General features: G+C 71.8%; 19 protein-coding genes and 1 pseudogene. 11 read left to right on the top strand and 9 right to left on the bottom strand.

The annotated features are described in order from the left end of the window. The first annotated feature begins 13 nt into the window (after positions 1-13). The 4 genes and pseudogenes from ACFY5C_RS24490 to ACFY5C_RS24475 all read left to right on the top strand — a co-directional run bounded on the left by ACFY5C_RS24490 (position 14) and on the right by ACFY5C_RS24475 (position 4,690). Positions 14-544 carry a hypothetical protein gene (locus ACFY5C_RS24490; protein ID WP_389447498.1) on the top strand — a complete coding sequence of 177 codons (531 nt, stop codon included), beginning with the start codon at positions 14-16 and terminating at the stop codon, positions 542-544. 25 nt (positions 545-569) lie between these two features. Beyond that, the gene (locus tag ACFY5C_RS24485) at positions 570-1,505 is read left to right on the top strand and encodes a LysR family transcriptional regulator (protein ID WP_389447497.1); all 936 of its coding nucleotides are present in this window, start codon (positions 570-572) and stop codon (positions 1,503-1,505) included. Further along, a pseudogene (locus tag ACFY5C_RS24480) lies at positions 1,453-1,701 on the top strand (aldo/keto reductase); the annotation flags it as partial. The gene ACFY5C_RS24485 and the pseudogene ACFY5C_RS24480, both read left to right, overlap by 53 nt. Positions 1,702-2,167: 466 nt before the next feature. Continuing rightward, the gene (locus tag ACFY5C_RS24475) at positions 2,168-4,690 is read left to right on the top strand and encodes an alkaline phosphatase D family protein (protein ID WP_389447496.1); all 2,523 of its coding nucleotides are present in this window, start codon (positions 2,168-2,170) and stop codon (positions 4,688-4,690) included. 103 nt (positions 4,691-4,793) lie between these two features. Here ACFY5C_RS24475 and ACFY5C_RS24470 read toward each other — a convergent pair whose 3' ends face one another. Beyond that, the gene (locus ACFY5C_RS24470; RefSeq protein ID WP_389447494.1) at positions 4,794-5,432 is read right to left on the bottom strand and encodes an HD domain-containing protein; all 639 of its coding nucleotides are present in this window, start codon (positions 5,430-5,432) and stop codon (positions 4,794-4,796) included. A 107-nt stretch (positions 5,433-5,539) separates the two neighbouring features. Between ACFY5C_RS24470 and ACFY5C_RS24465 the strand changes: the two genes are divergently transcribed. From ACFY5C_RS24465 to ACFY5C_RS24455, 3 genes are all read left to right on the top strand, one after another. Continuing rightward, the gene (locus ACFY5C_RS24465) at positions 5,540-6,508 is read left to right on the top strand and encodes a GlxA family transcriptional regulator (RefSeq protein ID WP_389447493.1); all 969 of its coding nucleotides are present in this window, start codon (positions 5,540-5,542) and stop codon (positions 6,506-6,508) included. A gap of 168 nt (positions 6,509-6,676) precedes the next feature. Beyond that, positions 6,677-7,840 carry an exonuclease SbcCD subunit D gene (locus tag ACFY5C_RS24460; protein WP_389447491.1) on the top strand — a complete coding sequence of 388 codons (1,164 nt, stop codon included), beginning with the start codon at positions 6,677-6,679 and terminating at the stop codon, positions 7,838-7,840. Beyond that, a complete protein-coding gene (locus ACFY5C_RS24455; RefSeq protein ID WP_389447489.1) occupies positions 7,837-10,830 on the top strand; it encodes an AAA family ATPase in 2,994 nt (997 codons plus the stop codon). Before ACFY5C_RS24460 ends, ACFY5C_RS24455 begins: the two co-directional genes overlap by 4 nt. Before the next feature lie 37 nt (positions 10,831-10,867). Here the strand turns inward: ACFY5C_RS24455 and ACFY5C_RS24450 are convergent, their stop codons facing one another. Beyond that, complete coding sequence (locus ACFY5C_RS24450) at positions 10,868-11,314, bottom strand: Lrp/AsnC family transcriptional regulator (protein ID WP_389447487.1); 447 nt, start codon at positions 11,312-11,314, stop codon at positions 10,868-10,870. A 94-nt stretch (positions 11,315-11,408) separates the two neighbouring features. On the opposite strand from ACFY5C_RS24450, the gene ACFY5C_RS24445 reads away from it, so the two are divergent. The 3 genes from ACFY5C_RS24445 to ACFY5C_RS24435 all read left to right on the top strand — a co-directional run bounded on the left by ACFY5C_RS24445 (position 11,409) and on the right by ACFY5C_RS24435 (position 13,361). Beyond that, positions 11,409-11,891: a rhodanese-like domain-containing protein gene (locus ACFY5C_RS24445; protein ID WP_389447485.1), complete on the top strand. Its 483-nt coding sequence runs from the start codon at positions 11,409-11,411 to the stop codon at positions 11,889-11,891. Between the two features lie 57 nt (positions 11,892-11,948). Next, positions 11,949-12,464, top strand: a complete 516-nt coding sequence (locus tag ACFY5C_RS24440) for an immunity 21 family protein (protein ID WP_389447484.1) — start codon at positions 11,949-11,951, stop codon at positions 12,462-12,464. Between the two features lie 63 nt (positions 12,465-12,527). Continuing rightward, positions 12,528-13,361 (top strand): SDR family oxidoreductase, encoded by an 834-nt coding sequence (locus ACFY5C_RS24435; RefSeq protein ID WP_389447482.1) that lies wholly within the window; start codon positions 12,528-12,530, stop codon positions 13,359-13,361. 101 nt (positions 13,362-13,462) lie between these two features. Here the strand turns inward: ACFY5C_RS24435 and ACFY5C_RS24430 are convergent, their stop codons facing one another. Continuing rightward, positions 13,463-15,151: a DUF885 domain-containing protein gene (locus tag ACFY5C_RS24430; protein WP_389447481.1), complete on the bottom strand. Its 1,689-nt coding sequence runs from the start codon at positions 15,149-15,151 to the stop codon at positions 13,463-13,465. A gap of 64 nt (positions 15,152-15,215) precedes the next feature. Further along, the gene (locus ACFY5C_RS24425) at positions 15,216-15,722 is read right to left on the bottom strand and encodes an Lrp/AsnC family transcriptional regulator (protein WP_389447479.1); all 507 of its coding nucleotides are present in this window, start codon (positions 15,720-15,722) and stop codon (positions 15,216-15,218) included. Between the two features lie 118 nt (positions 15,723-15,840). Between ACFY5C_RS24425 and ACFY5C_RS24420 the strand changes: the two genes are divergently transcribed. Next, complete coding sequence (locus ACFY5C_RS24420) at positions 15,841-17,139, top strand: trans-sulfuration enzyme family protein (protein WP_389447478.1); 1,299 nt, start codon at positions 15,841-15,843, stop codon at positions 17,137-17,139. Here the strand turns inward: ACFY5C_RS24420 and ACFY5C_RS24415 are convergent. From ACFY5C_RS24415 to ACFY5C_RS24395, 5 genes are all read right to left on the bottom strand, one after another. After that, positions 17,087-18,448: a GNAT family N-acetyltransferase gene (locus ACFY5C_RS24415; protein WP_389447476.1), complete on the bottom strand. Its 1,362-nt coding sequence runs from the start codon at positions 18,446-18,448 to the stop codon at positions 17,087-17,089. The two genes, ACFY5C_RS24420 and ACFY5C_RS24415, sit on opposite strands and share 53 nt — an antisense overlap. 96 nt (positions 18,449-18,544) lie before the next feature. After that, positions 18,545-21,232 carry a DUF6493 family protein gene (locus ACFY5C_RS24410; RefSeq protein ID WP_389447475.1) on the bottom strand — a complete coding sequence of 896 codons (2,688 nt, stop codon included), beginning with the start codon at positions 21,230-21,232 and terminating at the stop codon, positions 18,545-18,547. Continuing rightward, complete coding sequence (locus ACFY5C_RS24405; protein WP_389447473.1) at positions 21,229-22,638, bottom strand: SWIM zinc finger family protein; 1,410 nt, start codon at positions 22,636-22,638, stop codon at positions 21,229-21,231. The genes ACFY5C_RS24410 and ACFY5C_RS24405 overlap by 4 nt, the downstream gene beginning before the upstream one ends. Positions 22,639-22,783: 145 nt before the next feature. After that, positions 22,784-24,358 carry an alkaline phosphatase D family protein gene (locus ACFY5C_RS24400; protein WP_389447471.1) on the bottom strand — a complete coding sequence of 525 codons (1,575 nt, stop codon included), beginning with the start codon at positions 24,356-24,358 and terminating at the stop codon, positions 22,784-22,786. A gap of 131 nt (positions 24,359-24,489) precedes the next feature. After that, a complete protein-coding gene (locus ACFY5C_RS24395; RefSeq protein ID WP_389447469.1) occupies positions 24,490-25,905 on the bottom strand; it encodes a PLP-dependent aminotransferase family protein in 1,416 nt (471 codons plus the stop codon). Between the last annotated feature and the right edge of the window lie 255 nt (positions 25,906-26,160).

The raw sequence follows: 26,160 nt of genomic DNA, 5'->3' as shown, positions 1-26,160 counted from the left end.
GAGCGGCTGACCGGTGGAGGAGTTCGCTGCTGTGAGAGGTGTCCCGGAGAACAAGCCCGTGCGGATGGCCATGGCCATGGTGCGGGGATACGCGAGTCACGATGCCGGCGCGGTGAGTGCGGCAGTGGATGGTGTGGGGGAGGCGGCTCATGCGGAGATGTGCGTGATTGTCGATGGGCTGCTGCGCTCGACGCTGGCGATTGCAGGCATCGTAGGTCAGGGCGTCAGCGGCGACGCACTCGTGCGTCTCGTCGACCGAGTGAGTTCGGTGGCTCCCCCGCACTTCGAGTTCGCAGTGGGCGAGGCAGTGCGTGGCTTTGCCCTGGGGGGCGAAACCAAGGGGCAGCAGGTTTCTCTGGAGGACACCCTCGGGACCCTCCACGCACTGGCTGCCTGCACAGCGGCTCTGGGGCTGTCGCTCTGGGGCCGCGAGGTGTTCATCGGTTTGCTCGCGGAGTCAGTGAGAACGGCACTGGAACTCTCCCGGACGACGGGAGTCGCGGGAAGAGGTTCATCACCAATGGATTCGAGTGGAAAAGTCTGACTAAGTAGGGGAAAGGTGAGTGATTGTGGAACTGAGACACCTGGAGTACTTCGTCGCTGTAGCCGAGGAACGGCACTTCACCCGTGCCGCCGAGCGGTTGCTGGTGTCGCAGTCGGGGCTGTCCGCCTCAGTGCGCTCCCTTGAAAAGGAGCTGGGCGCCCAGCTGTTCTTGCGCAACACCCGCAGCGTGGATCTCACCGAGGCGGGCCGGGCGCTGCTCGACGAGGCACGCCGCACGCTCGCCGGAGCGCGCGCCGCCAAGGACGCGGTCGCCGCCGTGCAAGGACTCCTGCGAGGCGCTGTGGCCGTCGGAAGCGAACAGTGCCTCGGCGCGGTCCACGTGTCCTCTCTCCTGTCCGGCTTCCGCGGTCGTCACCCTCGTGTGGAGATCCGCATGAGGCAGGATGGCTCACAGGCCCTGATCCAGGATGTCGCCGCCGGACAACTCGACCTGGCGTTCGTGGCCGTGGGTGGCCAACCCCCGGCCGGGGTTCGGCTCTTGCCCCTGTCAACGGAACCGATGCTCTTGTTGTGCCACGCCGATCACGCTCTTGCGGGACGCGAGGCCCTGGAGTGGAAGGAACTCGACGGTGAGAGCGTCGTGGACTTCGCGCCCGAATGGGGTGCGCGCGCCGTCTCGGACCGTGCCTTCGCCGACGCCGGATACCAGCGGCTGGTCACGCTGCAGGTCAACGATGTACACAGCTTGCTCGACCTGGTCGGTCACGGCCTGGGAGTGGCCCTCGTGCCCCAGCACGTCGCGCGCAAGCCGCAAGCAGCCGCATTGAGTGCCGTGCGTTTCGCCGACGGGGAGGCTGCCCTCTGGCGAGCGGCCGTTGCCGTACCGGATCGGGAACGGATGGCGCCGGCCGCCCGGCAGCTGTTGAGCCTGGTGCCCGGCCTCGATGCCCTTCGGGGCCGGGCGCACGGCGTCCCGGGCGGGGGAGCGCCGCGCTCCTAGAGTCCGTGGGTCACAGCACGTTGCACAGAACCACAGGGTCAGCCCTCAACAGGTCTGTCTGGCCTGGATGTTGGCCGCCTCGCCCGTGGTGATCCCGATTCCCGGCTCCAGTCGCCCGGAGACCATCATCGATTCCGCGGCAGCCGCCGACCTGATCCTCACCTCCGAGGAGTACGCACGACTCGACGCCATGTAGCTGCTTCCGTCAGCTGCTTCCGTCGGGACTGCCCGCCCGGAAAATCGCTCCCGCCCGCATCGATCGCTGCCACCCGCCGTGCGACGGCGGTACACCGAGGAGCGACGTCGAAAGCCCAGGGGACGCCCTGGCCCGGCACGCGAATACGGCCCGTCCGTGGCCGGTTGACATATCCCATCGGCTCGTAGGCAACCACGCGTCGCCCCGCCGAAGCTGCGGCACCGCGCCGGATCGGAAGGCCCGCGCAGCCACCCGACGTGGGCGCCCCGGCTCTCTCCCTCTCCTGCCGGCGACCGGATCACTGCTTGCTCCGTCCCGCGCGAGCCGCCTTCTTCAACGTCCCGTGCCGGTCCGTACGCCCGGACTCGACCCTCCCGACACGTGGGCACATGAGTGTGCGGGCCGGACTCGAGCATGCCCCCTTCACCCCGCCCGAACTCACCCAGCTCACGAAGGACACCGCACCATGATGGTCAGACCCATCGCACGACGCAGATTCCTGACCCTGGCAGGCGGAACGCTCGGCGCCGTGGCGACGAGCCAGTTGATCGACCCGCTGCCCGACGCACAGGCCGCAGAACTGGACCCGGCACCCTTCAGCCTCGGCGTCGCCTCCGGTGACCCGGACCACAGGAGCGTCGTCCTGTGGACCCGCCTTGCGCCCGACCCGCTCGCCGACACCGGCGGCATGCCCGCCCAGGACGTGCCGGTGCGCTGGGAGGTGGCGCGTGACGCAGGCTTTCGGCACGTACTGCAGTCCGGTGAGGTCACGGCCCGGGCCGAGTCGGCGCACACCGTGCACGTCGTCGTGGAGGATCTCGCGCCGGACCGTTGGTACTGGTACCGCTTCCGGGCGGACGGCGTGCACAGCCGCACAGGCCGTACCCGCACCATGCCCGCGCCGGGCGCCGAGGCCGACCGGCTGCGGTTCGCCATGGTTTCCTGCCAGGCCTGGGCGGGCGGCCCCTATCCCGCGTACCGGGACCTGGCGGAGCAGGACCTGGACTCCGTGCTGCACCTCGGGGACTACATCTATGAGACGGCCAACGGGAGTCTGAAGGAGTTCCGGCGCCTGTACGCGCTGTACAAGACCTCCCCCGACCTGCGCGCCGCCCACGCCCGCTTCCCGTTCGTCCACACCTGGGACGACCATGAGGTGCAGAACAACTACGCGGCGGACGTCCCGGGCGGCGCCGGGGACGGACGCCCGTTCCTGGAGCGGCGGGCCAACGGCTACCAGGCCTTCTACGAGCATCTGCCGATGCGCCCTGAGCAACGCCCCGAGGGGCCCGACGCGCTCATGTACAGGCAGTTGACGGTGGGCCGGCTCGCCCAGTTCAACGTGCTGGACACCCGGCAGTACCGCAGCGACCAGGCGAACGGCGACGGCCGCAAGCCACCGAACGACGAGGTCTACGATCCGTCCCGCACGATGACCGGTCCGGAGCAGGAGCGCTGGCTGCTCGACCAGCTCGACCGGTCCAAGGCCCGGTGGAACGTGATCGCCCAGCAGACGATCATGGCGGCTTTCGACTACGACCTCGGTCCGGGCCAGATCGTCAACCTCGACCAGTGGGACGGCTATCCCGCCGCCAGGTCCCGCATCCTCGACTTCATCGCCGGGCACCGGCCCTCCAACCCCGTGGTGCTCAGCGGCGACTGGCACACCCACTGGGTCAACGACCTCAAGACCGACTTCACCGACCCCAAGTCCAAGACGGTCGCCACCGAGTTCGTGGGTACGTCGATCTCCTCCGGCGCGGGCTGGGACAACGACGTACGGCAGGGCCTTGCAGCCAATCCGCACGTGAAGTTCTACAACGGGACCTACCGGGGCTACGTGCTCTGTGACGTCACCGAGCGACGGTGGCGCAGTGATCTGCGCATCGTGCTCAACTCCCGTGACGCGTCCTCCCCGGCCTACACGATCGCCGCGTTCGAGGTACGGGACGGTGTCCCCGGCGCACGGCGGATCGACGACGGGGATGGCCTCCTCGGGACGGTCGTCGACGCGGCGACCGCTGCGCCGCTGGTCAACGTGGCGGTGACGGTTGCCGCGGCCGACGGCACCCGGGTCGCGGCGACGACGACCGACCCTTCCGGCGAGTACATCGCCTTCGCGCCGCCCGGCACTTACACGGTCGCCGCGAACGGCGTCGGCTACGACCCGGGCGATGTGACGGTCACTGTGGGGGAGAGCCAGGGGGCACGAGCCGACCTGCGCCTGCGCCGTGCCGTCGCCTACGCCGGGAAGGGCCGTACCGTACCCGGCCCGCAGTCGCAGGCCACGACCTCCGACATCGTGATCGGCAACGATCTGGTCGCGCTTGCCGTCTCGGCCGGCTCTGCCGATCCGCAGCTGCCCGGAGCGACGGTCGGCAAGCCGCTCGACCTTGCCGCGGTGGGCCACCTCGACCAGCTCGACTGGCTGAACCTGCCCTACGCCTCCCCGGCACAGCCTCGGGGAGGCAACGCCTGGCAGCAACTGACCGTCCGCTCGGCATCGGTCGAGGTCCTGAACTCCGGTGCTGACACGGCGTCCGTGCGCGTCGTCGGCGCCGGTTCGAGCGTGCCCGACCTGGAGGTCGTCACGACGTACACGGTGCACACGGGCGAGCCGTGGGTAACGGCGGAGACTGCCTTCACCAACCGCGGGACCACCATCCGGACCTTCTGGACCGGCGACGTGCTCGACCACGACGGTGCGGGCCAGCGCAGCGGCGTCCCGGGCGCCGGCACCCTCACCAACGGCGAGCCCGCGGACTTCACGCCCACAGCACCGTGGATCGGCATGACCGGCGCCGACCGGCAGACCTACGGCCTGCTGTACGAGGACGTGGCTTTCACCGCGTACGCGTGTGGCATCTGGATCATGAGCCAGCGTCAGGTGACCTTGGGGCCGGCGGAGACTTACACCCTCCGCCGGCGCATCGCCGCCGTCGACAACGGCGGCGGCGCGGACCCGTTCGAGGTGCTCGGCCGTCTGTGACCGCTAGGGCCGGGGCCGATGCAGGGCATCGGCCCCGGCCGTGAGGCCAAGGAGCGGGCCGGGTCCGCGATCCTGGGTTGCGCGTCTCAGCCTGCGCAGATGGCTACTCGGGCCAGTCGGAGTTCTTGATGATCTCCACGAAGTCACCGCGCGTGAAGCCCGGCAGGAAGTGGGCCAGTACGTCCGCCTTGACGTTGCCGAAGGTCGTCTCGGGCCGGTCCTCGATGCCCTCGGTGAAGGCGGCGAGGATCCGGTTCTTGAAGTCCGGGCGGGGGTGGGCCGCGACTACCGCCGCTCGCTGTTCGTCGGAGACGGCGTGGTACCCGATGCCCAGGACGTCCAGTTCCACGCCCCGGGTGACCAGGGCCACCTCGGGCGCCATGTGCAGGGGGATCTCCGGGGTGGTGTGCAGGGCGATGGCGGTCCAGACGCGGTCGGCCAGCTCGCCGGTGATGCCGTGGGCGTGCAGGAAGCGGCGGGCCTCGTCGGCACCGTCGATCTCGAAACGCTGGTCGGTGCGGCGGAAGCGCGCGGTCAGCCCCAGGTCGTGGAACATCGACCCCACGTACAGCAGCTCGGGATCGAAGTGCAGCCCCTGCTCCCGGCCGCGCATCGCCCCGAACAGGAACACCCGCCGGGAGTGATCGAACAGCAGCGGCGAAGCCACCTCCCGTACCAGCTCGGTCGCCTCCCGCGCCAGTGTGCTGTCGGGGATCTGCACGCCCGCGATTGATTCACTCATGATGCCTGCCGTTCCTGTCCTTGCTCGATCGGTGACCTCCTTCAGAGTCGCGCGGTGCCATATTCTGGCGCCATGTCCTTGCTGCCATGCAACCCACAGATTCAGACATGACGCATCGTGTTGCCTTCCTGGTGTTCGGTGAGGTCACTTTGCTCGACGTCAGCGGCCCCTTGGAGGTGCTGCACCAGGCGGGACGGCTCGGTCACCCCTACACACCGGTGCTGGTATCCCCGCGCGGCGGTGACGTCATGACCTCCTCGGGCGTGGCGCTGGCCCGGACCATGGTGGCGGCCGATGCCGGGCCGGTCGACACGCTCGTGGTCGCGGGAGCCGACCGGCTCGCCGAGCAGCCTCCTGAGGAGGAGCTGCTGGCAGCGGCCGCAGTCCTCGCCGAGGGGGCGCCGCGGATCGCCTCGGTGTGCAGCGGTGCCTTCGTCCTCGCCGAGCTGGGCCTGCTCGACGGGCGCAGGGCGACCACCCACTGGCGGCATGCCAGGACACTTGCCCGCCGCCACCCCCGGGTGCATGTCGAACCGGACGCCCTCCACATCCGGGACGGCCGGTACGTCACCTCCGCAGGCATCAGCGCGGGCATCGATCTGGCCCTCGCGCTGGTCGAGGACGACCACGGAGCGAATGCGGCCCGGCAAGCCGCCCGCGAACTGGTCGTCTTCATGCAGCGCCCGGGCGGGCAGTCGCAGTTCTCCACGGCACTGGTGACCCCACCAGCCCGCACCGATCTGCTGGGCTCGCTGACCGCGTCCGTGCTCGCCGACCCGGCCGCCGACCACAGCCTGCCCGCAATGGCCGCATCCGCCGCCGTCAGCACCCGGCACCTGACCCGGCTGTTTCAGAGTGAGCTGAACACCACACCCGCGCGCTGGGTCGAACGCGTCCGCCTCGATCGTGCGCAGCAACTCCTCCTCGACGGGCACAGCGTGACCTCGGCGGCGCAGCACAGCGGCCTCGGCAGCGACGAAACCCTGCGCCGCGCCTTCGCCCGCCACCTGGGCACCACCCCGACCGACTACCGCAGACGCTTCACCACCACACGCCCGACGGATTCATCGCCGTGATGTCAGACCCGGTGGTTCAACAGGCCTGCACCTCGCACGACTTCGGCTGTGATACCGGACCAGGTGGCGGCATGCGTTAGCGTGGCGGGTGTTGACAGCGAGCCCCGTGCTGGTTCGTGCTGGTTTGAGAGGCGCAGTAGGGGTAAATGTGCAGGGCAGAGCGATTTCATGAAAATTCTGCACACTTCCGACTGGCATCTGGGTAGGGCGTTCCACCGGGTGAACCTGCTCGGGGCCCAGGCCGAGTTCATCGGTCACCTCGTCACGACCGTGCGTGAGCGCGGTGTGGACGCGGTGGTCGTGTCGGGAGACGTGTACGACCGGGCGGTGCCGCCGCTCGCCGCGGTCGAGCTGTTCGACGACGCACTGCACCGGCTCGCCGACCTCGGTGTACCGACGGTGATGATCTCCGGGAACCACGACTCGGCGCGTCGCCTCGGTGTGGGGGCGGGGCTGATCGGCCGCGCAGGTGTCCATCTGCGGACCGAGCCCTCGGCGTGCGGGACGCCGGTCGTGTTGCGGGACGACTTCGGCGATGTGGCGTTCTATGGGCTGCCGTATCTCGAACCCGCCCTGGTGAAGGACGAGTTCGGTGTGGGCAAGCCCGCGCACGAGGCGGTGCTCGCCGCCGCCATGGAGCGGGTGCGCGCGGACCTCGCCGCACGCGTGCGTGGCACGCGGTCCGTCGTCCTCGCGCACGCCTTCGTCACCGGGGGCGAGGCCAGCGACAGTGAGCGGGACATCACCGTGGGCGGGGTGGCCTCGGTGCCCGCCGGGGTCTTTGAGGGCGTCGACTACGTGGCGCTCGGCCACCTCCACGGCTGCCAGACCATCACCGACCGCGTCCGCTACTCGGGCTCACCGTTGCCGTACTCCTTCTCCGAGGCCGATCACCGCAAGAGCATGTGGCTCGTCGACCTGGACGGGGACGGAGCGATCACCGCGGAGCGGGTCGAGTGCCCGGTGCCGCGTGCGCTGACCCGGATCCGCGGGACGCTGGAGGACCTGCTCGCCGACCCCGCGCTCACGCGGTGCGAGGAGGCGTGGGTCGAGGCGACGCTTACGGACGCGGTGCGCCCGGCGGACCCCATGGCCCGCCTCGCCGAGCGCTTCCCGCACACGCTCAGTCTCGTCTTCGACCCCGAGCGGGCGCCCGACGATCCCGAAGTGTCCTACGCGCAGCGCCTCGCGGGCAGGAGCGATCAGGAGATCGCGGAGGACTTCGTGGCGCATGTGCGCGGGGCCGGGCCGGACGAGCACGAACAGGGCGTGCTGAGGGACGCGTTCGACGCGGTGCGGGCTGACGAGGTTGTGCGGGAGGTGGCGCGGTGAGGCTCCATCGCCTCGACGTGACGGCCTTCGGGCCCTTCGGCGGTTCGCAGACCGTCGACTTCGACGCGCTCTCCCTGGCCGGCCTCTTCCTGCTGCACGGACCGACCGGCGCCGGTAAGACCTCCGTCCTGGACGCCGTTTGCTATGCCCTCTACGGCTCCGTGCCGGGTGCCCGCCAGAGTGGCCAGGGCATGGCCCTGCGCAGCGATCACGCCGCGGCCGGCACGCGCACGGAGGTCCGGCTCGAACTCACCGTCGCCGGACGCCGGTTGGAGGTCACCCGGCAGCCGCCCTGGGAGCGCCCGAAGAAGCGCGGCTCGGGCACGACGCTCGACAAGGCCCAGACCTGGCTGCGCGAGTACGACGCGCAGGCCGGGACCTGGAAGGACCTCAGCCGTTCGCACCAGGAGATCGGCGAGGAGATCACCCAGCTGCTCGGCATGAGCCGTGAGCAGTTCTGCCAGGTCGTGCTGTTGCCCCAGGGTGACTTCGCGCGCTTCCTGCGCGCCGACGCCGAGGCGCGCGGCAAGCTGCTGGGCCGCCTCTTCGACACGCACCGCTTCGCCGAGGTCGAAAAGCGTCTCGCCGAGCGCCGACGGGCGGCCGAGGCCCAGGTGCGGGACGGCGACGCCGCGTTGCTGGCCGACGCACACCGGATGCAGCAGGCGGCGGGCAGCGCCATGCAGTTGCCGCCCGACCTCGCACCGGGCGATCCCGGCCTTGCCGAGGCCATCCTCGGTGCTGCCGCCATCGCCCGCAGCGCCGCCCGCGAGCAGCTGACCGTCGCCCACTGCAGCCTCCTGGCCGCCGAGTCCGCCCAGGCAGCCGCCGAGCGGACATTGGCCGACGTACGCGAAGTGGCCCGGTTGCAGCGGCGGTTCACCGAGGCACGGGAGCGGGCGGCGCTGCTGGACGAACGCGCCGACGGCTACCGGCAGGCGCAGATCCGGATGGAGCGGTCCCGCAAGGCGGAGGCCGTGGCGCCCGCGCTGGAGCTGCGTGAGGCCGCCGAGGCGGAGCACCGGCGGGCGGCGGCGGCCGAGGCACACGCGCGTGGACTGTTGCCGGAGACCTTCGCGGGGGCCGGCGCCGCCGGGCTCGCGGTCGCCGCACGCCGGGCCGCCGAGGAACTGGGCGGACTGGAGTCGGCGCGTCGCGGTGAACAGCGACTGGCCGACCTCGTCCACGAGCGCGACGAGCTGGACCGTCAGGAACGGGCCGACGAGGGCCTGCTGCAGGACGCGGAGGACTGGCTCGCCGGGTGGGAGGAGAGCCGCGCCGCACTCCAGGCCCGTATCGACACCGCCCAGGAGTCCGCGACCCGGGCAGAGCAGCTTGCCGTACAGCGCGAGCCCGCGCAGCAGCGGCTCGGTGCCGCGCGGATGCGTGACCAGCTCGCCGGTGACACGGACGCGGCCGCCGAGCAGGCCCGGCTCGCCCAGGAACAGGTGCTCGATGCCAAGGGGCACTGGCTCGACGTCAAGGAACAGCGTCTGAACGGCATCGCCGCCGAACTGGCCGCCCAGCTGCGGGACGGCGAACCCTGCGCGGTCTGCGGGGCCACCGACCACCCCGCCCCCGCCCGCAAGGATGCCGGGCACGTGGACCGGGAGGCGGAGGAGCGCGCGCTGGCCGCCTACCAGCAGGCGGAGGAACGGCACAGCGAGAAGGAACGGCACCTGGGCGTCGTACGCGAGGCACTGGCAGCCGCCACCGCCGAGGCCGGCGACTCGCCGACCGACCGACTCGCCGCGCACTGCGAGGAGCTGGAGCGCGCGTGGGCGCAGGCCCGCCGGGAGGCGTCCGCGCTGCATCCGGCGCAGGAAGAGCTGCGCCGGGCCGAGGCGGAGTGCGAGCAGCGGACCGCCGACCGGCAGCGGGCGGCAGTCAGAGTCGCGTCCCGGGTGGGCCACCGCGAGCGGCTGGACCGGGAACGGGCAACTCTGGAGGCGGAGTTGGACCAAGCCCGCGGCGCCGCCGCCAGCGTGGCCGCGCGAGCCGCCCAACTGGAGCGGCAGGCCGAGCTGCTCACCGACGCCGCCGACACCGCGCGCGCCGCCGAGGACGTCGCCCAACGGCTCAAGGACGCCGACGCCCGCCTGGCCGACGCCGCCTTCCGCGCGGGCTTCGACACCCCGCACGCCGCCGCGGCCGCGCTCCTCGACGCCGCCGCCCACCGCGACCTCCAACGACGGCTGGACGCCTGGCAGTCCGAAGAGTCCGCCGTACGTGCCGTCCTCGCCGAGGCCGACACCGCAGCCGCCGCCCAGCAGCCGCCGGCCGAGGTGGGATCCGCGGAGCGGGCCGCTTCCGCGGCGGTCCAGCGGGCCCGCGACGCCGCCTCCGCGCGTGACGCCGCCGCCCGGCGCTGCACCGAGCTCGACCGGCTGTCCACGCGCGCGACCGCAGCGGTGCGCCAACTCGCCCCGCTGCGGCGGGAGTACGACCGCGTGGCCCGTCTCGCCACGCTCACCGCCGGAACCTCGTCGGACAACGAACGCAAGATGCGCCTGGAGTCGTACGTGCTGGCGGCCCGGCTCGAACAGGTCGCCGCCGCCGCGACCGTACGGCTGCAACGCATGTCGTCCGGCCGCTACACCCTCGTCCACTCCGACGACCGGGCCGGCCGTGGCCGCAGCGGGCTCGGGCTGCATGTCGTCGACGCCTGGACCGGGCGGGAGCGGGACACGGCGACGCTGTCGGGCGGCGAGACGTTCTTCGCCTCTCTCGCCCTCGCTCTCGGCCTCGCGGACGTCGTGACCGACGAGGCCGGCGGAGTCCGCCTGGACACGCTGTTCATCGACGAGGGCTTCGGCAGCCTCGACGATCAGACCCTCGACGAGGTGCTCGACGTGCTCGACTCCCTGCGCGAGCGCGACCGCAGCGTCGGGATCGTCAGCCATGTCGCGGATCTGCGGCGCCGGATCCATGCGCAGTTGGAGGTCGTGAAGGGGAGAACGGGGTCCGTGCTGCGGCAGCGGGGTGTCTGATGACATCAGTGGCCCAGGGGGGCCGGGCAGGGGTGAGTCAGTGGCCGAGCGGGCGGCGGGGCAGAGGGGACGAGTAGACGACGCTCGTCGTCACCGAGCCCAGTGTGCCGATCTTGCCGGACACTTCCTCCAGATGCCGCATCGAACGGGCCGTGACCTTGATGACGAAACAGTCGTCGCCGGTGACGTGATGCGCCTCCAGGATCTCGGGCGTCGCGGCGACCAGGTCGTGGAAGGGCTTGTAGTTGCCGTTCGGGTACCGGAGGCGGACGAAGGCCAGGATCGGCAGGCCCAGCCGCTCGGGGTCCACCACGGCGGCGTAGCCCTGGATGACGCCCGATTCCTCAAGCCGCCGCACCCGCTCGGTGACCGCGCTCGCGGACATGGACACCGCCCTGGCGAGCTCGGCGAAGCTGGCGCGGCCGTCGCGCTGAAGGACGTCGAGGATGCGCCAGTCGGTGGCGTCCGGGGAATACGTGGTCATGGGTGAGAGATAGCAGGGCATTCCACGGCGGATCAAGACGAGCGCAGGGGATTTCCTCTTCAGGGCGCGGATCACCGGTCGTAGATTTCCGGTCATGACGACTACGACCACGCCCAACGCTGTCCTGCGCGTCGCGCCCGCCACGCCTGCCGAGGCCGCCGCCCACTTCCGTGCGAGCCTCGTCTTCCACGCCGACGTGTCCGACGTCGCCGCCGCGCTCGCGGCCGACGGGGACCCCGGATTCGTCGTCCTGGACTCCCGTTCCACCGACTCCTGGGATCAGGGCCATGTCCCCGGCGCGATCCACCTCCCCACCGCGCTGATCCCCGAGCAGGCCGGGCAGCTCCTCGACAGGTCCGTGCCGGTCGTGACGTACTGCTGGGGCCCCGGCTGCAATGGCGCGACCCGGGCCGCCCTCGCCCTGGCCGAACTCGGTTACCAGGTCAAGGAAATGCTCGGCGGATTCGAGTACTGGGCGCGTGAGGGTTTCGAGTACGAGACCTGGCAGGGGCGGGAGCGTCGGGAGGCCGACCCGCTGACCGCGCCGCGGGTGGCTGCCGATGACTGCGGCTGCTGAAGCGTGAGTTGGGCACCGTGATCCGAGCGCAACGCGTTGCGTGTAGGTTCTGCTGCCATGGTGCGATACGCGGAACCGGGCGCGGTGGAGTGGGTGGAGTCGGGCGGCGGCCCGCTGATAGCGGTGCCGGAGACGGTGCTGCCGTTCTGGGCGGGCGCCGACGGTGACGAGACGGCCTCTGACTACGACCGGGCCTGCGAGATCGACGGCTTCGTCGGACTCCTGCCCGTGGGAGACAGTGCGGCACTGGTGCTCGGCGACGAGCCTGCCTCGACCTCCTACCTGCCCGACCAGGGCACCTTCGTGCGCTGGTGCGCGGCCGACTCCGAAGCGGAACTGCTGGCCCGGGTTCCGGAGGCCCTCACCACAGCGGTCTGGGGACACGAGGTGCGCTGGAACGTGCCGGGAACGGTGGTCCTGTTCGACTCCGCCTGGCCGGGACGGGAGACGGAACGCACCGAGCATCTGCGGGTGGCCCTGGAACCGGGGGCCTACGCTGTCCGCGCCGCGCAGGTGCAGCCCGGCCCGGAGATCTGGCTGGGGCTCGTCCAGCTGCGCCGGCTGCCGCACTGACGCCACGTACGTGCGTGAATAACCAGGTGCGCGGCACCCGGCCGATCACCATCATGATCTGCCATGCCCCGACTTCCCCACCCCACCCCTGAAGACCTGCGCCGCGACCCTCTGCCGCTGCACGGCCGGACCGCTCTGGTCACTGGGGCCAGCAGACGCGCCGGCATCGGCCATGCGGTGGCGCGGCGGCTCGCCGCGTACGGAGCGAGTGTCTATCTGCACCACCACGTGCCGCATGACGCTGCCATGCCCTGGGGAGCCGACAGCCCGCACGAGGTCGTCGCCTCCGTGCGTGAGGCGCTCGGCGACCCCGATGCCCAGGTGCTCGCGGGACCCGGCGACCTGTCCGACCCGGCCGCGCCCGCCGAGCTGATCGCCACGGCCGCCGCGGCACTGGGCGGACGGCTCGACATCCTGATCGCGAACCACGCCGTCAGCGGCTCCGACGGCACCCTCGACGAGATCGATGCCGCGATGCTCGACACGCACTGGGCGGTCGACACCCGTGCGGTCCTGCTCCTGGTCCAGGCCCATGCCCGCCTGAGGCCGCCCGGTCCCGGCGGCCGCGTCGTGATGATGACCTCCGGGCAGGACATCGCGGGCGGCATGCCCGGGGAGATCGCCTACGCCCTTCAGAAGGGCGCCCTGGCCTCGATCACGCGCTCGCTGTCGAGCACACTCGCCGCGCAGGGCATCACGGTGAACACCGTCAATCCCGGACCAGTCGACACGGACTACCTGTCCGGCGACGCGTACGAGGCCGTGGCCGCCCGCTTCCCCGCGGGCCGGTGGGGCATGCCCGACGACCCCGCCCGCCTCATCGCCTGGCTGGCGACGGACGAGGCGGGCTGGATCACCGGTGAGGTCATCAACTCCGAAGGAGGATTCGGGCGTTGAAGCGACGATGCCGGGTTGAGGGTGACGATGCCGGCGCCCGCAGCCTGCGTCGGTCTCCGCAGTGGACGTCTTGACCTTCGCAGCGGGCGCCGGCGTCCGCCTCAGAGCCGGGCCAGCTCGTCCACCAGGTCGTCCAGGCCCAGGGACCCCTGGGACAGGGCCGCCATGTGCCATGCCTTGAGGTCGAAGGCGTCGCCATGCCGCTCGCGTGCCTTCTCGCGGCCCAGCAGCCACGCCCGCTCACCGAGCTTGTAGCCGATGGCCTGGCCCGGAATCGTCAGATAACGGGTCAGCTCGCTCTCCACGAAGTCCGCCGGACGGCTGCTGTGCGCGCCGAAGAACTCCTGGGCGAGCTCCGGAGTCCAGCGCTCGCCCGGGTGGAACGGGGAGTCGGCCGGGATCTCCAGCTCCAGGTGCATGCCGATGTCGACGATGACCCGCGCGGCACGCATCATCTGGGCGTCGAGGTAGCCCAGCCGGTGCTCCGGGTCCGTGAGGAAGCCGAGCTCGTCCATCAGCCGCTCCGCGTACAGCGCCCAGCCCTCGGCGTTGGCGCTGACCCCGCCGATGGTGGCCTGGTAGCGGGAGAGGTTCCCGGCGACGTACGTCCACTGCGCGAGCTGGAGGTGATGGCCCGGTACGCCCTCGTGGTACCAGGTCGAGACCAGGTCGTAGACCGGGAAGCGGGTCTGCCCCATCGTCGGCAGCCAAGTGCGGCCCGGCCGTGAGAAGTCCTCGGAGGGGGCCGTGTAGTAGGGCGCCGCCGCGCCGCCGGGCGGGGCGATGCAGGACTCCACCTTGCGTACCGGCTCGGCGAGTTCGAAGTGCGTGCCGTCGAGCTTCTCGATCGCCTCGTCCATCAGGCCCTGGAGCCAGTCGCGGACCTCGTCGACGCCCTCGATGTGGTGACCGTGCTCGTCGAGGTGCGCCAGCGCCACCCATGGGGTCGCGGCGCCGGGAAGGATCTTCTCCGCCTCCTTCTTCATCTCGCCGAGCAGCCGGTGGTACTCGGACCAGCCGTACGCGTACGCCTCGTCCAGGTCGAGGTCCGTGCCGTTGAAGTAGCGCGCCCAGCGGGCGTACCGCTCGCGGCCGACCGTGTTCGGGCCGCCCTCGATCGCCGGCGCGTACACCTCACGCATCCAGTCCCGCAGCTCCACCACGGCGGCCGTCGCGCCGCGGGCGGCCTCGTCCAGCTCCGCGCGCAGCGCATCGGGCCCGGCCGACACGAAGTCCTCGAACCAGCCACGCCCTTCGCCCGTGTCGGACCACTCGGTGAGCTGCTCTACGAACGTGGCGGTCGGACGCGGGGCCGCGTACAGCTTGCGCTCCAGGCCCAGCGCGAGGGACTCGCGGTAGCCCGCGTACGCCGTCGGCACCGCCCGCAGCCGCTCGGCGATCGCCGCCCAGTCCTCGTCGGTCTGGTTCGGGGTGACGGTGAAGATCTCGCGCACCGAGTGTGCGGGTGTGGCCATGTTGCCGACCGCGCGCAGGCCCTCCTCGGCCTCGTGCACGGCGAGCTCCGCGGTGAGGCGCTCGCGCAGCAGGCGCGCGCACCGGCGCTCGATGTCACTGTCCGCGCCGGGCAGCTGCTCGGCCTCGTCGAGCCGGGCGAGCGTGGCCCGCGCGAGGTCCGCGAGGGCCTCCTGGCCGGCGGGCGAGAGGTCGGGAAGCTTGCTCGAACTCTCCTTCACGCCGAGGTACGTACCGGTCACCGGGTCGAGGGCGATGAGCTCGTCGACATACGCGTCGGCGACCTCACGGGGCAGCGGGCTGTTGGTCTCAGACATGCGGTCCATCCTCATACGGCGACCGGCGCCGCGTCAGCCCGGTTTCACCGGCGCTTGTCCCACATCAGCCCGATTTCGCTGAGGGCGTGTTCTCCGGCGTCTCGTATGGCAGAAGCGGGCCGCAGTCCCACTGCTGGAAGATCAACCGCGTCTCCACCCGCGCAACTTCGCGCCGGGATGTGAACTCGTCCAGCACCAGCCGCTGCAGATCCGCCATGTCCGCGACCGCGACATGGACCAGATAGTCGTCCGGCCCGGTCAGATGGAAGACGGTCAGCGACTCCGGCATCGCCCGGATCCGCTCCACGAACGGCCCCACCAACTCCCGCCGATGCGGCCTGACCTGCACGGACAGCAGCGCCTGAAGCCCCCGGCCCAGCTTGGCCGGGTCCAGCCTGAGCTGATGGCCGAGGATCACGCCAGAGCGGCGCAGCCGTGTCACCCGGTCCAGACACGTCGACGGGGCGACCCCGACCTGCGTGGCGAGGTCGCGGTAGGTGGTCCGGGCGTCGTTCTGCAGGAGCCGCAGCAGATGCAGATCGACCGGATCCAGTACGACAGATTCGGCCATTGGCCGAACCTAACACGGTCCTTCACCACTCAACCCCGCCCGCTGTTCAGTCTTCCGCTGTTCCGCCTTCAGCCCATGGCTGCCCATGGACCCCGCGAGCAGGGAGGCATACGACCTTATGCACGGGTACGACGACGTACGCACCGCACCGAGAGCACTCGCCACCGAGGCCGTGCACGCAGGCCGCGACGACCTCGCCCGGCAGGGCCTGCACGCTCCGCCGATCGACCTGTCCACCACCTACCCCTCCTATGACAGCCGCGGCGAGGCCGACCGCATCGACGCGTTCGCCGCCACCGGCGCCGAGCCGGACGGCCCGCCCGTCTACGGCCGCCTGGGCAACCCGACCGTCGCCCGCTTCGAAACCGCCCTCGCCCGGCTGGAGGGCACCGAGGCGTCGGTCGCCTTCGCCAGCGGGATGGCGGCACTGAGCGCCGTTCTTCTCGTGCGCGCCTCGATGGGCCTGCGCCACGTCGTCGCCGTGCGCCCCCTGTACGGCTGCAGCGACCATCTGCTCACCGCCGGAGTGCTGGGCTCGGAGGTGACCTGGACCGACCCGGCCGGAATCACGGAGGCGCTGCGTCCGGACACCGGCCTGGTGATGGTCGAGTCCCCGGCCAACCCCACCCTCGCCGAGGTGGACCTGCGAGCGGTGGCCCACGCCTGCGGCTCCGTGCCGCTGCTCGCGGACAACACCTTCGCCACGCCGGTGCTCCAGCGCCCCGCCGAACAGGGAGCGCGGCTCGTGCTGCACAGCGCCACCAAGTACCTCGGCGGGCACGGAGACGTGATGGCGGGCGTGGTGGCCTGCGACGAGGAGTTCGCCGGGCGGCTGCGGCAGATACGTTTCGCCACGGGCGGCGTCCTGCATCCCCTGGCCGGCTACCTCCTGCTGCGTGGCCTGTCGACCCTCCCGGTGCGGGTGCGAGCCGCCTCGGAGAGCGCCGCCGAACTCGCCCGACGCCTCGCCGACGACCCGCGCGTCGCCCGCGTCCACTATCCGCGCATCGGCGGCGCCATGGTCGCCTTCGAGGTCCACGGCGACCCGCACGAGGTGATCGCCGACGTCCGGCTGATCACTCCCGCCGTGAGCCTCGGCAGCGTCGACACTCTCATCCAGCACCCGGCGTCCATCAGCCACCGCATCGTCGACGCGGACGACCGACGGGACGCCGGGGTGAGCGACCGGCTGCTGCGGATGTCGGTGGGGCTGGAGGACGTAGAGGACCTGTGGGCGGATCTGGACGCAGCGCTGGGCACGTCTGCGCGCCCCGAAAGGGGGGCGGGGCTGCAACGACACGCGGCGCGGCCGCGGGGCGCGACCGGCAACAGCGCACCCGCAGCCGTCAAGCGGCCCCTGGCCGCTACGTCGCTTCGACCCTCCCCGTCCCGCCCGCACCCGACAGCCGCTCCGTAACCCCGGCGGCGCCCTCCGGCTCAGCCCGCGACGTACCCAGGCGGGCCGTGATCACCAGGGTCCCCTCCTCGATCTGATAGTCGAGGGGGAGACCCAGGGCACGCATCGCGGCGACCATGCCGGTGTTGGACGACTGCGTCACGGCGTACACGCTCTCGCAGCGCGCCTCGAGCGCCATGGCCACCAGCCTGCGCAGCAACTCGCTGCCGATGCCGCGTCGCTGCCAGGCGTCCTCGACGAGCAGCGCTACCTCCGTCTCGTCACCGTCCCACAACAGGTGACCGAGCCCGACGATGCGGCCCGACGCGGTCTGCACGGCGAGTGTGCGGCCGAAGCGGGGGCTGAGCAGGTGGCTCAGGTAGCGGTGCGCGTCACCGACAGGCCCGTGGTAGCGCATCCCGAGCGTCCGCGTCGAGCACCGCTCGTGCATCTCCTTCGCGGCGCGGAGATCACCGGTGTCCGCCCGGCGCACGGTGATGTCGTTGCCCTCGGGCAGCGTCAGCACGTCCTGGCTGCGCGGCACGCGCGGGCCCAGCCGGGCGTCCAGTTCGACGAGGGCCCGCGCTCGCGCGAACTCGGTCGGCGTGAACGGCAGATACGGCCGCTCCACGGTGATCACTCCGCCTTCCGGCGCCCGCAGCCGCATCACGGTGTCCTCGAGCGCGCCCTCCACCGGGACCGGTTCGGGTCCCCTTCCGCCGACGGCAGGTACTGCGGGCAGCGAGCGGATGGTGCACCGGCCGAGCAACTGCCGCAGCGCCAAAGGAAGTTCGGCGGCGTCCAGTGCGGTACGGGTGGCGAGGCCGAGTACGCGCGTCGGCGCGTCCACCAGGTCGTGGGCGTCGGCCCGCTCGATCCAGGTCCCGGCACCACCGGCCTCCGAGACCGCACGGGCGATGTCGGCCGCCGTGAGCCCGCCGGGCGCACGCAGCAGGAACTCGTCCACCGTGCCCTCGGCCAGCGGGTGCGTCTGCAGGCTCAGGATGTCCACCCGCCGGCCGGCGAGGGCCGTGCACAGAGTGGCCAGCGATCCCGGTTCGTCCTGCACCGTCGTCCGCATCCGCCAGAGGGCGCCTTCATCGGACACCGTCGCGGACGTCTCCGGGGACCGGTCCGACGGCCCGGCCTGCGCGTCGGAGCGCGGCCGGGCACCGGTATCGCCCGTCGGAGGCGCGTGACCGTGGCGGCGTGACCACCATGAGTGGAACCCCGCCGTGAACAGTTCGGTGAGTTGGACCACGTTCCTCCGCCAGGGGTGGACAGGACGTCCGGACTTCGCACGCGTCACATCAGATATGTCTCGACTCATGCACCCACTGTGAAGGAACGGTGTTGCGTGATCACGAACGCTTTGTGACCGGGCGGTAAAGAACCCTTTTGTATTGTTTTATACCTTTTCGGTCGGTCACGCGGCCGCCAACGCACTGCGCAGGCGCCGGGCTTGGGTCACGAGCCGGGACGAGCCACGGCGGTCCGCCGTCCGCGCCAGGTGCGGCAGCTCCTCGTGTGCCCCCGTTCGCTCAACGCACTCCGCGCCGACGGCAAGGAGATCCGCGAGTCCCCGTGGGGGCACGGCCGCCCTTCCGGTAGCGCCACCGGTCGCCGCACCGGTAGCCCCATCGCCCGCGAGGTCCGCGAGCAGGACCGGCAGGGTGTGCCGGAGCATCCCCCAGATGGTGGCGTTCGCCCCCGTGGCCGCCGCTGTGCGCGCCGACTCCACGAGCCGCGACGGCTTCACGGCCCCGCGCCGCACCAACTGCCCCAGATCCGCGCCCATCCGGTCCGCGTCGAGCTGCCCGCGCGCCGCCAGCACCAACAGGGCGTCCACGGCTGCAAGCCGGTCCTCCGGGTGCCGCGCACCGAGCCCGTACGCCACGGCCAAGTGCACCGCCGCACCGGCCTCGCCGCCCGATTCGGCCAGCCGCGGCAGAACCGCCGCGTCGCCCCGGGTGTCGTCGACGGCGACCGCCGACAGCTCGCGCAGCATTCGGACCGTCACCAGTTCGCGCTGCTCGGGCAGCAGGGCCAGCCAGTGCTGGTGCATGCCGTCGCCCCAGTGCCAGCAGTGCCGGCCGTCGCGGCCGAAGCTCACCGGCCGTCCCAACGGACGGAATTCGGCCGGAAAGTCACCTTGCAACTCCGCGAGCTCCCCGGATTCGACGAGTATGCGGTCCCCTGACGTGTGCCGCTGGAACGTCGGCACGGCCGGAGCCCCGGCCAGCAGCCAGTCGGCGAGATGCGTCCCTTCCGCCGTGCCCAGCGCCGCCGCCCGCTCCGCGACCCTCTCGGCCACTGCACGGTCGCCGCGCCGGACCCGCAGCAGGGCCTGCGCGAAGTCGGCCTCCGACACCCGTGCGCCGAGTCGCCGGTACTCTTCAAGACGCGTCACCAGCTCGTCCGGCTCCAGCAGGCCCGTGCCCCAGGTGGGCGTGGACAGCAGGAACGGCAGGGGCTCGGTGCGGATCCGGTACGCCACCTCCCAGATGCGGGCCTCGAAGGCCCGGGTGAGCGGGCTGTGGCCGCAGTCGCTGGTCCCGGTCCCGCGCTGCACGGCCTTGTTGAGCGTGGCCGTGAGCACCTTCCCACGGAGCGTCGCCAGCAGGAGTTCGAGACCGTGCGCCGCGTTGATCAGGCCGTGGTGCCTGGTGAAGTAGTCGTCCGCGCTGTAGGCGTACGCCTGCTCACGGCCGTCCCACCAGCGGCGCGCGACGACGGGGTCCAGCGCCTCCAGCAGCCCGTCCCGATCGCCGTACGCGTGACGCACGATTCCGTCGAGGGCCCGCTCGAACGCCGCCACGTCGCCGTCGGACGCGAGCAACGCTCCCACTTCCTCGGCCAGTTCCTCCGCGGACTGTGGCGCCGGCGCGAGCCGCTCGGGCTCCGGTGCGGGCGGCAGCACCTCCTCGTAGGGCATCGGCTCCGAAGTCACGGAGCAACTCCCCAGGCTCCGGGCGGCACGCATCCGGAGCGTGGGAATCAACTGTGCGGCGGCCGAGGCGAGTTCCTCACGTGTCCCGGGCGTACCGGCTCTGCCCGCGTGCCGTTCCACCAGCTTCAGCGCCCGCTGCTGTACGTCCGAGTCCTCGTGCCCGAAGGCCTGGGCGGCGGCCGGCAACAGCTCGTCGACGGCGGACGCGTCGCGGGCGAGGACCTTGCCGAGCAGGACCAACTGGGCGCGCACGAGCTTCTTCTCGGCGCGGAAGAGGACCGCGCTCGACATCTCGGCCAGTTGCCGTGTGGTCAGTTCACCGTCCAGTGCCAGCGACGCCAGCACCGACTGGGCGTGCGCGGCCACGACGGACGCGGCGTCGGAAGACAGCGCCAGCCACTCGGCCGTGTGCTCGCGCTCCTCGTCCCGGGTGAGTGCGAGTGCGCGCAGCATGCGCAGGAAGACCCGGTGGTCGGCGGCCGGACCGCCTCGCAGCAGCCGGGCCAGGCATGCATGGACGGTGGCCTTCCGGTCCAGAACGCCTTCGGTGGTGAGCGTCGCCAGGGCCTCGGTCCAGCTGTTCGGACCCTCGTCCGCGGTCCATGCCAGACGGCTGCCGATGTCGTTCGTCTCGAAGAGCGCGGCCGTGAGCCGAGCGAGGTGCGGGTCCTTGCGCAGCCGGTCCAGGACAGTGTCACCGCGCTGCCAGACATGGCCGATGTGCTCCACCCACCCGTGGACATACGCCTCCGTGGTCGGCACCGGGCAGCCGGAGAGCCGTACCAGGCCCGCCATCAGCTCGTACGGCACGCGCGAGTTGATCGGCCGCTCGGCCAGCCGGTGGGCCACGTCGCCGAGCCAGCCGGGGGACCGGTCGCCCAGGAGGTCGATCAGCACCGCTGGTGGAGCGGGCCACCAGCGCATGTCGGAGGCTGCGAGCCAGCTCGCCACGCCGGCCGCACCGGTCTGGCAGGCGGTCCCCGCCGCATGCAGGGTGGGATAGGCGCTGCGGGCCTGCGCCGTCCACTGATCCGCCCTCAGCTCCTTGCGCAGCGCCTTCAACTCCGGGAAGAACGCCCGCCGTTCGGAGTCCGTCATCCCATCCAGCAGGCTCACCACCTCGGCCGTCCGCCCGGCCCGTACCGCTTCCATCAGCGAACTCATCGCGCACCCCCGTCGACTCGAGCCATGTCCCGCTCCGCAGCGGCGATGCCTCGCCGCACCATCCGCACCGCCAGCGCGTGCTTGCACGGCCCGCGCCCGCCCCGGTACTTCGCCCACCACAGGCAGCTGCAGCTGAGCACGCCCGCCTCGTCGCGCACCCGGTGCACATGCCCGTCCTCGGCCGTCACCGTCCCGACGGCGCCGTCCAGCGCGACCGCGCCCGCCGCCACCAGTGCCCGGGCCGAACGCAACCGCGGGTTGTGGCGCTCCACGCGGTCGGCGTCGTAAGGCAGTTCCCGGTGGAAGTAGGCAGCCTCAGCCGTGTCGTATCCGACCCGCCCCGACGTGCCCAGGCGGACCAGCGCCGCCCGGACGCGCTCGGGCGTGAGTCCTGAAGCGGCGGCCAGGTCGGACACGTCGACGCGGGGCTCCCACGCGAGGAGCACCGCGATCAGCTCCGCGTCCTCGGCGGCCTCGCCCTCCGCGAGGGAGTCCAGGACACCGCCCTCGCCGGAGAAGCCGCGCGAGGCGTCTGGTGACAGCGTCAGCGTCAGCCGCATGCCCGGCAGGACCACCTCCCAGGCACTGGCCGTCGCGGCGGCGCCGCCCGTGACCGGGGGGCCGTACACCCGCAGGGCCGTGGCATGCCTCAGGACCCGCTGGAGCGCGACCAGCCTCTCGGGGCCGGGCAGGGACACCGCGCCGGGCACCGCGCGCGTGGTCGGCCGCAACCCGCTCCCCGAAGGCACCACCCACCGCGCGCCGGTCGAGGCGCCCCGCGCCCCACCGCGCGGCAGCGCCCGCAGGAACCGCACCGCATCCACGGTCGGCAGCTCGGCCCGCAGGTCGAAGCCGGCCGCTACCACCTGGGCCTCCGCGAAGCCCCGCAGCCAGCGGTCGGGGAGCGGCACCTTCTTCTCCACGACCGGCCCGTCCAGCGTGGTCACCGCCAACTCCTCCGGGCCCACCCGCAGATGGAGCGGATCGTCCGCGCCGATCCTCGACAAGGCCTCGCGCAGGGGGTTGTTGACGTCCACGTTGGTCGTGCCGTGCCCCACCTCGCCGCCGTCCAGGCCGGACTCCAGCACGTCCAGGCGGGCGTACACCCCGCAGCAGCCGGAGAAGGACTCGAAGCGCAGCCGGTCGCCGTTCCCCGTCACCACCGGGTCGAGGGAGGCGCGCAGCTGCCGCTGGTAGTAGCGCGCTGCCGCCACGTCGGCCACCGCGAGCAGTCCGGCGGAGGCCACCTGAGGAGACGTCACAAAGCCCGCGAAGAACCGCGGATGGTCCTCGACGCCCGAGGGCGTCGCACCTCGTGAGGTCTCGAGCCCCAGGTGCCGTCCGTCCGCAGCGGACTCCAGCACGGAGGGGCGGCAATAGGCCACGGCCTGCAAAGATCGCGTCATGGAAAAACCGTAGAGGCGACCACTGACAATCAACCCTGACCTGCGAAAACGCTGTCTGGGTCAGGGAGTACGACCGTGCCGCGCCCCGGGGGATGACGCCGGTGCGCGGCACGGATTCCAGGCTAAGGCCGCCCGGTCACGGGAGTTACTGACCGACCCGGCCCGGCTGCAGGACCTGTGTGAACAGCACGGTGCCGTCGGACTCGCGCAGCCGCACCGTCAGCTCGCCGCTGCCGCCGTCGATGTCGACCTCGCCGAAGAACTGGTAGCCACCGGCGGGCGAGACGTTCGCGGTCGTCGGCGCCTTGATGAACACCCGGTCCGGACCGAAGGTGTTGTCCAGGGTGTTCGCCGGGAACGCGCCCGCGTTGAGCGGGCCGGAGACGAACTCCCAGAACGGCTCGAAGTCGGTGAACGCGGCCCGCGACGGCTGGTAGTGCTGGGCCGAGGTGTAGTGCACGTCAGCGGTCAGCCACACGGTGCCGGTGATCCTGCGGTGCTTGATGAACCGCAGCAGCTCGGCGATCTGCAGCTCCCGCCCGAGCGGAGCGGCGGGGTCGCCCTGTGCGACGGCCTCGATGTTCGGCTTGCCGTCACCGGTGTCCGGCACCACCAGGCCCAGCGGCATGTCGGAGGCGATCACCTTCCACACCGCCCGGGAGCGGGACAGCTCGCGCTTGAGCCACTGCAGCTGCTCGGCGCCGAGGATGCCCTGCGCGTCGGTGGCCTGGTCGTCGGTCGAGTTGGCGTTGCGGTAGGTGCGCATGTCCAGCACGAACACGTCCAGCAGCGGACCGTGGTTTACCACCCGGTACACGCGGCCGTCGGGGCGGCGCAGGGTGGAGATGGGGAAGTACTCCGAGAACGCCTGCCGGGCGCGGGTGGCCAGGACGTCGACGTTCTTCTCGGTGTAGCGGGAGTCGGCGAGGATCTCGCCGGGGTACCAGTTGTTGGTGACCTCGTGGTCGTCCCACTGGATGATGGACGGCACCTGGGCGTTGAACCGCTTGAGGTTGTCGTCGAGCAGGTTGTAGCGGAAGTTGCCGCGGAACTCGGCCAGGGTCTCGGCGACCTTGGACTTCTCCTCGGTGGTGATGTTCCGCCAGGTGCTGCCGTCGGGCAGGGTGACCGACGCCGTGATCGGACCGTCGGCGTAGACGTTGTCGCCGCTGCAGAGGAAGAAGTCCGGGTCCAGCGCGGCCATCGCGTTGTAGATCCGGTAGCCGCCGAAGTCCGGGTTGATGCCCCAGCCCTGCCCGGCGAGGTCGCCCGACCACACGAAGCGCACCCCGTCGCGGCGCCGCGCGGAGGCCGTACGGAACGTGCCGGTGACCGGCTCGCCGGTGCGGCGCGGGTCGTCGGGGTCGGCGAGCAGTACGCGGTAGTGGATCTGCTCGCCGGACGGCAGGCCACGCAGCCGGGTCGTGCCGGTGAAGTCCGTGTCCGCGCCGAGCAGCGGGCCGTGCCATCTGTGGGGTTTGCGGAACGACTCGGTCGCGGACGTCTCGACGATCATGCGGGCCGGACGGTCGGATCGCACCCACACCAGCCCCGAGTCGCAGGTCACGTCGCCCGTCTGTACGCCCCAGCCCGCCTTGGGACGTCCCGACAGGGCGAACGCCGGTGCCGAGCCGAGAGCTGTGGGCAGGGTGAGCGCCGCCGAAGCGGCGAGCGAGCCGCGCAGAACGCTGCGGCGGCCCGGGGACGGACGGTGTGACATGGAGGCCTCCAGAGGCGGGATCCGGCCAGTGTGCAGTGCCACAACTACTGGTGCGCCGCAGCGCACACGGAAACCACAAGTGAACAACTGACCGCATGGGCAGGGGAACCGGCTCGCTGAAGCAATCCCGATCAGCGCGGACCCGCGACGACCGCCTCGGCCATGAGCCGAATACCCGCCCGGATCCGCGCCGGCGCCAGGTGCGCGTATCCCAGGACCAGCCGTACACCCGTACGCCCGCCCTCATCGGCACGCGCGTGCGTGTAGTGCGTCAGAGGGCGCACCGCGACCCCGGCCGCGGCCACGCGCGCGAGGAACCGCTTCTGGGACCCGTACCGGTCCGGCAGCGCGGCGATGACGTGCAGGCCCGCGGCGATCCCGGACACCTCCGCGCCCGGGAAGTGCTCCTCCAGGGCGCAGACCAGGGTGTCCCGGCGCTCCCGGTACGCGCGCTGGCACCGGCGCAGCTGGCGGTCGTAGTCGCCGCGCTCGACGAACCGGGCGAACAGCGCCTGATCGAGGGTGGGATGACCGAGATCCATGGTCCGCTTGCGCTCCACGACGTCGTCGGCCAGCGCCTCCGGTACGAGCAGCCAGCCGAGCCGGAGCCCCGGTGCGAGGGACTTGCTGACCGACCCCGCGTACGCGACGCGCTCGGGGTCGAGCCCTTGGAGGGCGCCGACGGGCGCACGGTCGTACCGGAAGTCGCCGTCGTAGTCGTCCTCCAGGACGAACCCGTCGACGGACCGCGCCCAGTCGAGCAGCTCGGCACGGCGACGCGCGGCATAGGCAATGCCAGTGGGGAACTGGTGGGCCGGGGTCGTGACGACGGACCGTACGCCCGACTCCCGCAACGGGCCGACGGCCAGCCCCGCGTCGTCGAGCGGCAGCGGCACGGTCGTCACACCCGCTGCCGCGTAGAGGGCGTCGTGCTGCGGGCTCCCGGGGTCCTCCACGCCCACTTCGCGCATCCCGCGCGCGTGCAGCACGAACCCGAGCAACGTCGTCGCCTGCGCCACCCCGGAGACGACCACGATGCGCTCAGGGTCCGCGACCACACCCCGGCGTCGTGCCAGCAGTTCGGCCAGCGCCGTACGCAGCCGGGGCAGCCCGCGCGGGTCGGGATAGCCGAGCTCGTGGTGCGGCAGCTCGGCCAGCACCCCGCGCTGTGCGGCGGCCCACGCGGCGCGCGGGAACAGCGACATGTCCGGTGTCCCGGGTACGAAGTCGGCGTGGGTGCCGATGGCGCGGGGAGCGAGATCGCGCGCGCGTGGCCGTGCGGCCCGCACGGCACTGCCCACCCAGGTCCCGGCACCCCGGCCGCTGCGCAGATAGCCCTCCGCCGTCAACTGCTCGTACACCTCGGTGATCAGCCCGCGCGACACGCCGAGGTCGGCCGCGAGATCCCGGCTCGACGGCAGCCGTGTGTCCGGCGCCAGCCGCCCCGACCGCACCGCCTCACGCAGCGCCGCCTGCAGCGAACGCCCACGCGCGCGTGCCGGCGCCGAAGCCGCGGGCAGCAGCAACTCCCAGGCGGCCGAGTCCACATGAGGCTGCGGGCCACCCGCCGCAGGCGTCGCAGGGCCCTCAGTTCGGCCGCTGTCATCGCTGGGACGGCCGAGCGGTCGTGTCGCGGCGGACGGAGTCGATGTCGCCCGTCCGTCCGCGACGGGTGTCTGCGGCGCCGGACGTTCCGCGGAAGGCTTCACAGACGGCTGCGACCGCCCGCCGGGGCCGCTCGACCGGCCTGCCGTAGTAGATCCGGCCGATCCGGCCGATTCCCCCGCATCGCCTGCGGACGA

Source organism: Streptomyces sp. NPDC012935 (assembly GCF_042900345.1).
GTDB lineage: Bacteria > Actinomycetota > Actinomycetes > Streptomycetales > Streptomycetaceae > Streptomyces.
The sequence above is the reverse complement of the archived record's forward strand: the minus strand, read 5'-3'. Positions and strand labels throughout refer to the sequence as shown.

Bases quoted from the DNA above. Each gene is read 5' to 3' on its own strand.
- ACFY5C_RS24475 (WP_389447496.1), top strand. From the start codon at position 2,168: ATGATGGTCAGACCCATCGCACGACGCAGATTCCTGACCCTGGCAGGC.
- ACFY5C_RS24470 (WP_389447494.1), bottom strand. From the start codon at position 5,432: ATGAGTGAATCAATCGCGGGCGTGCAGATCCCCGACAGCACACTGGCG.
- ACFY5C_RS24465 (WP_389447493.1), top strand. From the start codon at position 5,540: ATGACGCATCGTGTTGCCTTCCTGGTGTTCGGTGAGGTCACTTTGCTC.
- ACFY5C_RS24460 (WP_389447491.1), top strand. From the start codon at position 6,677: ATGAAAATTCTGCACACTTCCGACTGGCATCTGGGTAGGGCGTTCCAC.
- ACFY5C_RS24450 (WP_389447487.1), bottom strand. From the start codon at position 11,314: ATGACCACGTATTCCCCGGACGCCACCGACTGGCGCATCCTCGACGTC.
- ACFY5C_RS24445 (WP_389447485.1), top strand. From the start codon at position 11,409: ATGACGACTACGACCACGCCCAACGCTGTCCTGCGCGTCGCGCCCGCC.
- ACFY5C_RS24440 (WP_389447484.1), top strand. From the start codon at position 11,949: ATGGTGCGATACGCGGAACCGGGCGCGGTGGAGTGGGTGGAGTCGGGC.
- ACFY5C_RS24435 (WP_389447482.1), top strand. From the start codon at position 12,528: ATGCCCCGACTTCCCCACCCCACCCCTGAAGACCTGCGCCGCGACCCT.
- ACFY5C_RS24430 (WP_389447481.1), bottom strand. From the start codon at position 15,151: ATGTCTGAGACCAACAGCCCGCTGCCCCGTGAGGTCGCCGACGCGTAT.
- ACFY5C_RS24425 (WP_389447479.1), bottom strand. From the start codon at position 15,722: ATGGCCGAATCTGTCGTACTGGATCCGGTCGATCTGCATCTGCTGCGG.
- ACFY5C_RS24420 (WP_389447478.1), top strand. From the start codon at position 15,841: ATGCACGGGTACGACGACGTACGCACCGCACCGAGAGCACTCGCCACC.
- ACFY5C_RS24415 (WP_389447476.1), bottom strand. From the start codon at position 18,448: ATGAGTCGAGACATATCTGATGTGACGCGTGCGAAGTCCGGACGTCCT.
- ACFY5C_RS24410 (WP_389447475.1), bottom strand. From the start codon at position 21,232: ATGAGTTCGCTGATGGAAGCGGTACGGGCCGGGCGGACGGCCGAGGTG.
- ACFY5C_RS24405 (WP_389447473.1), bottom strand. From the start codon at position 22,638: ATGACGCGATCTTTGCAGGCCGTGGCCTATTGCCGCCCCTCCGTGCTG.
- ACFY5C_RS24400 (WP_389447471.1), bottom strand. From the start codon at position 24,358: ATGTCACACCGTCCGTCCCCGGGCCGCCGCAGCGTTCTGCGCGGCTCG.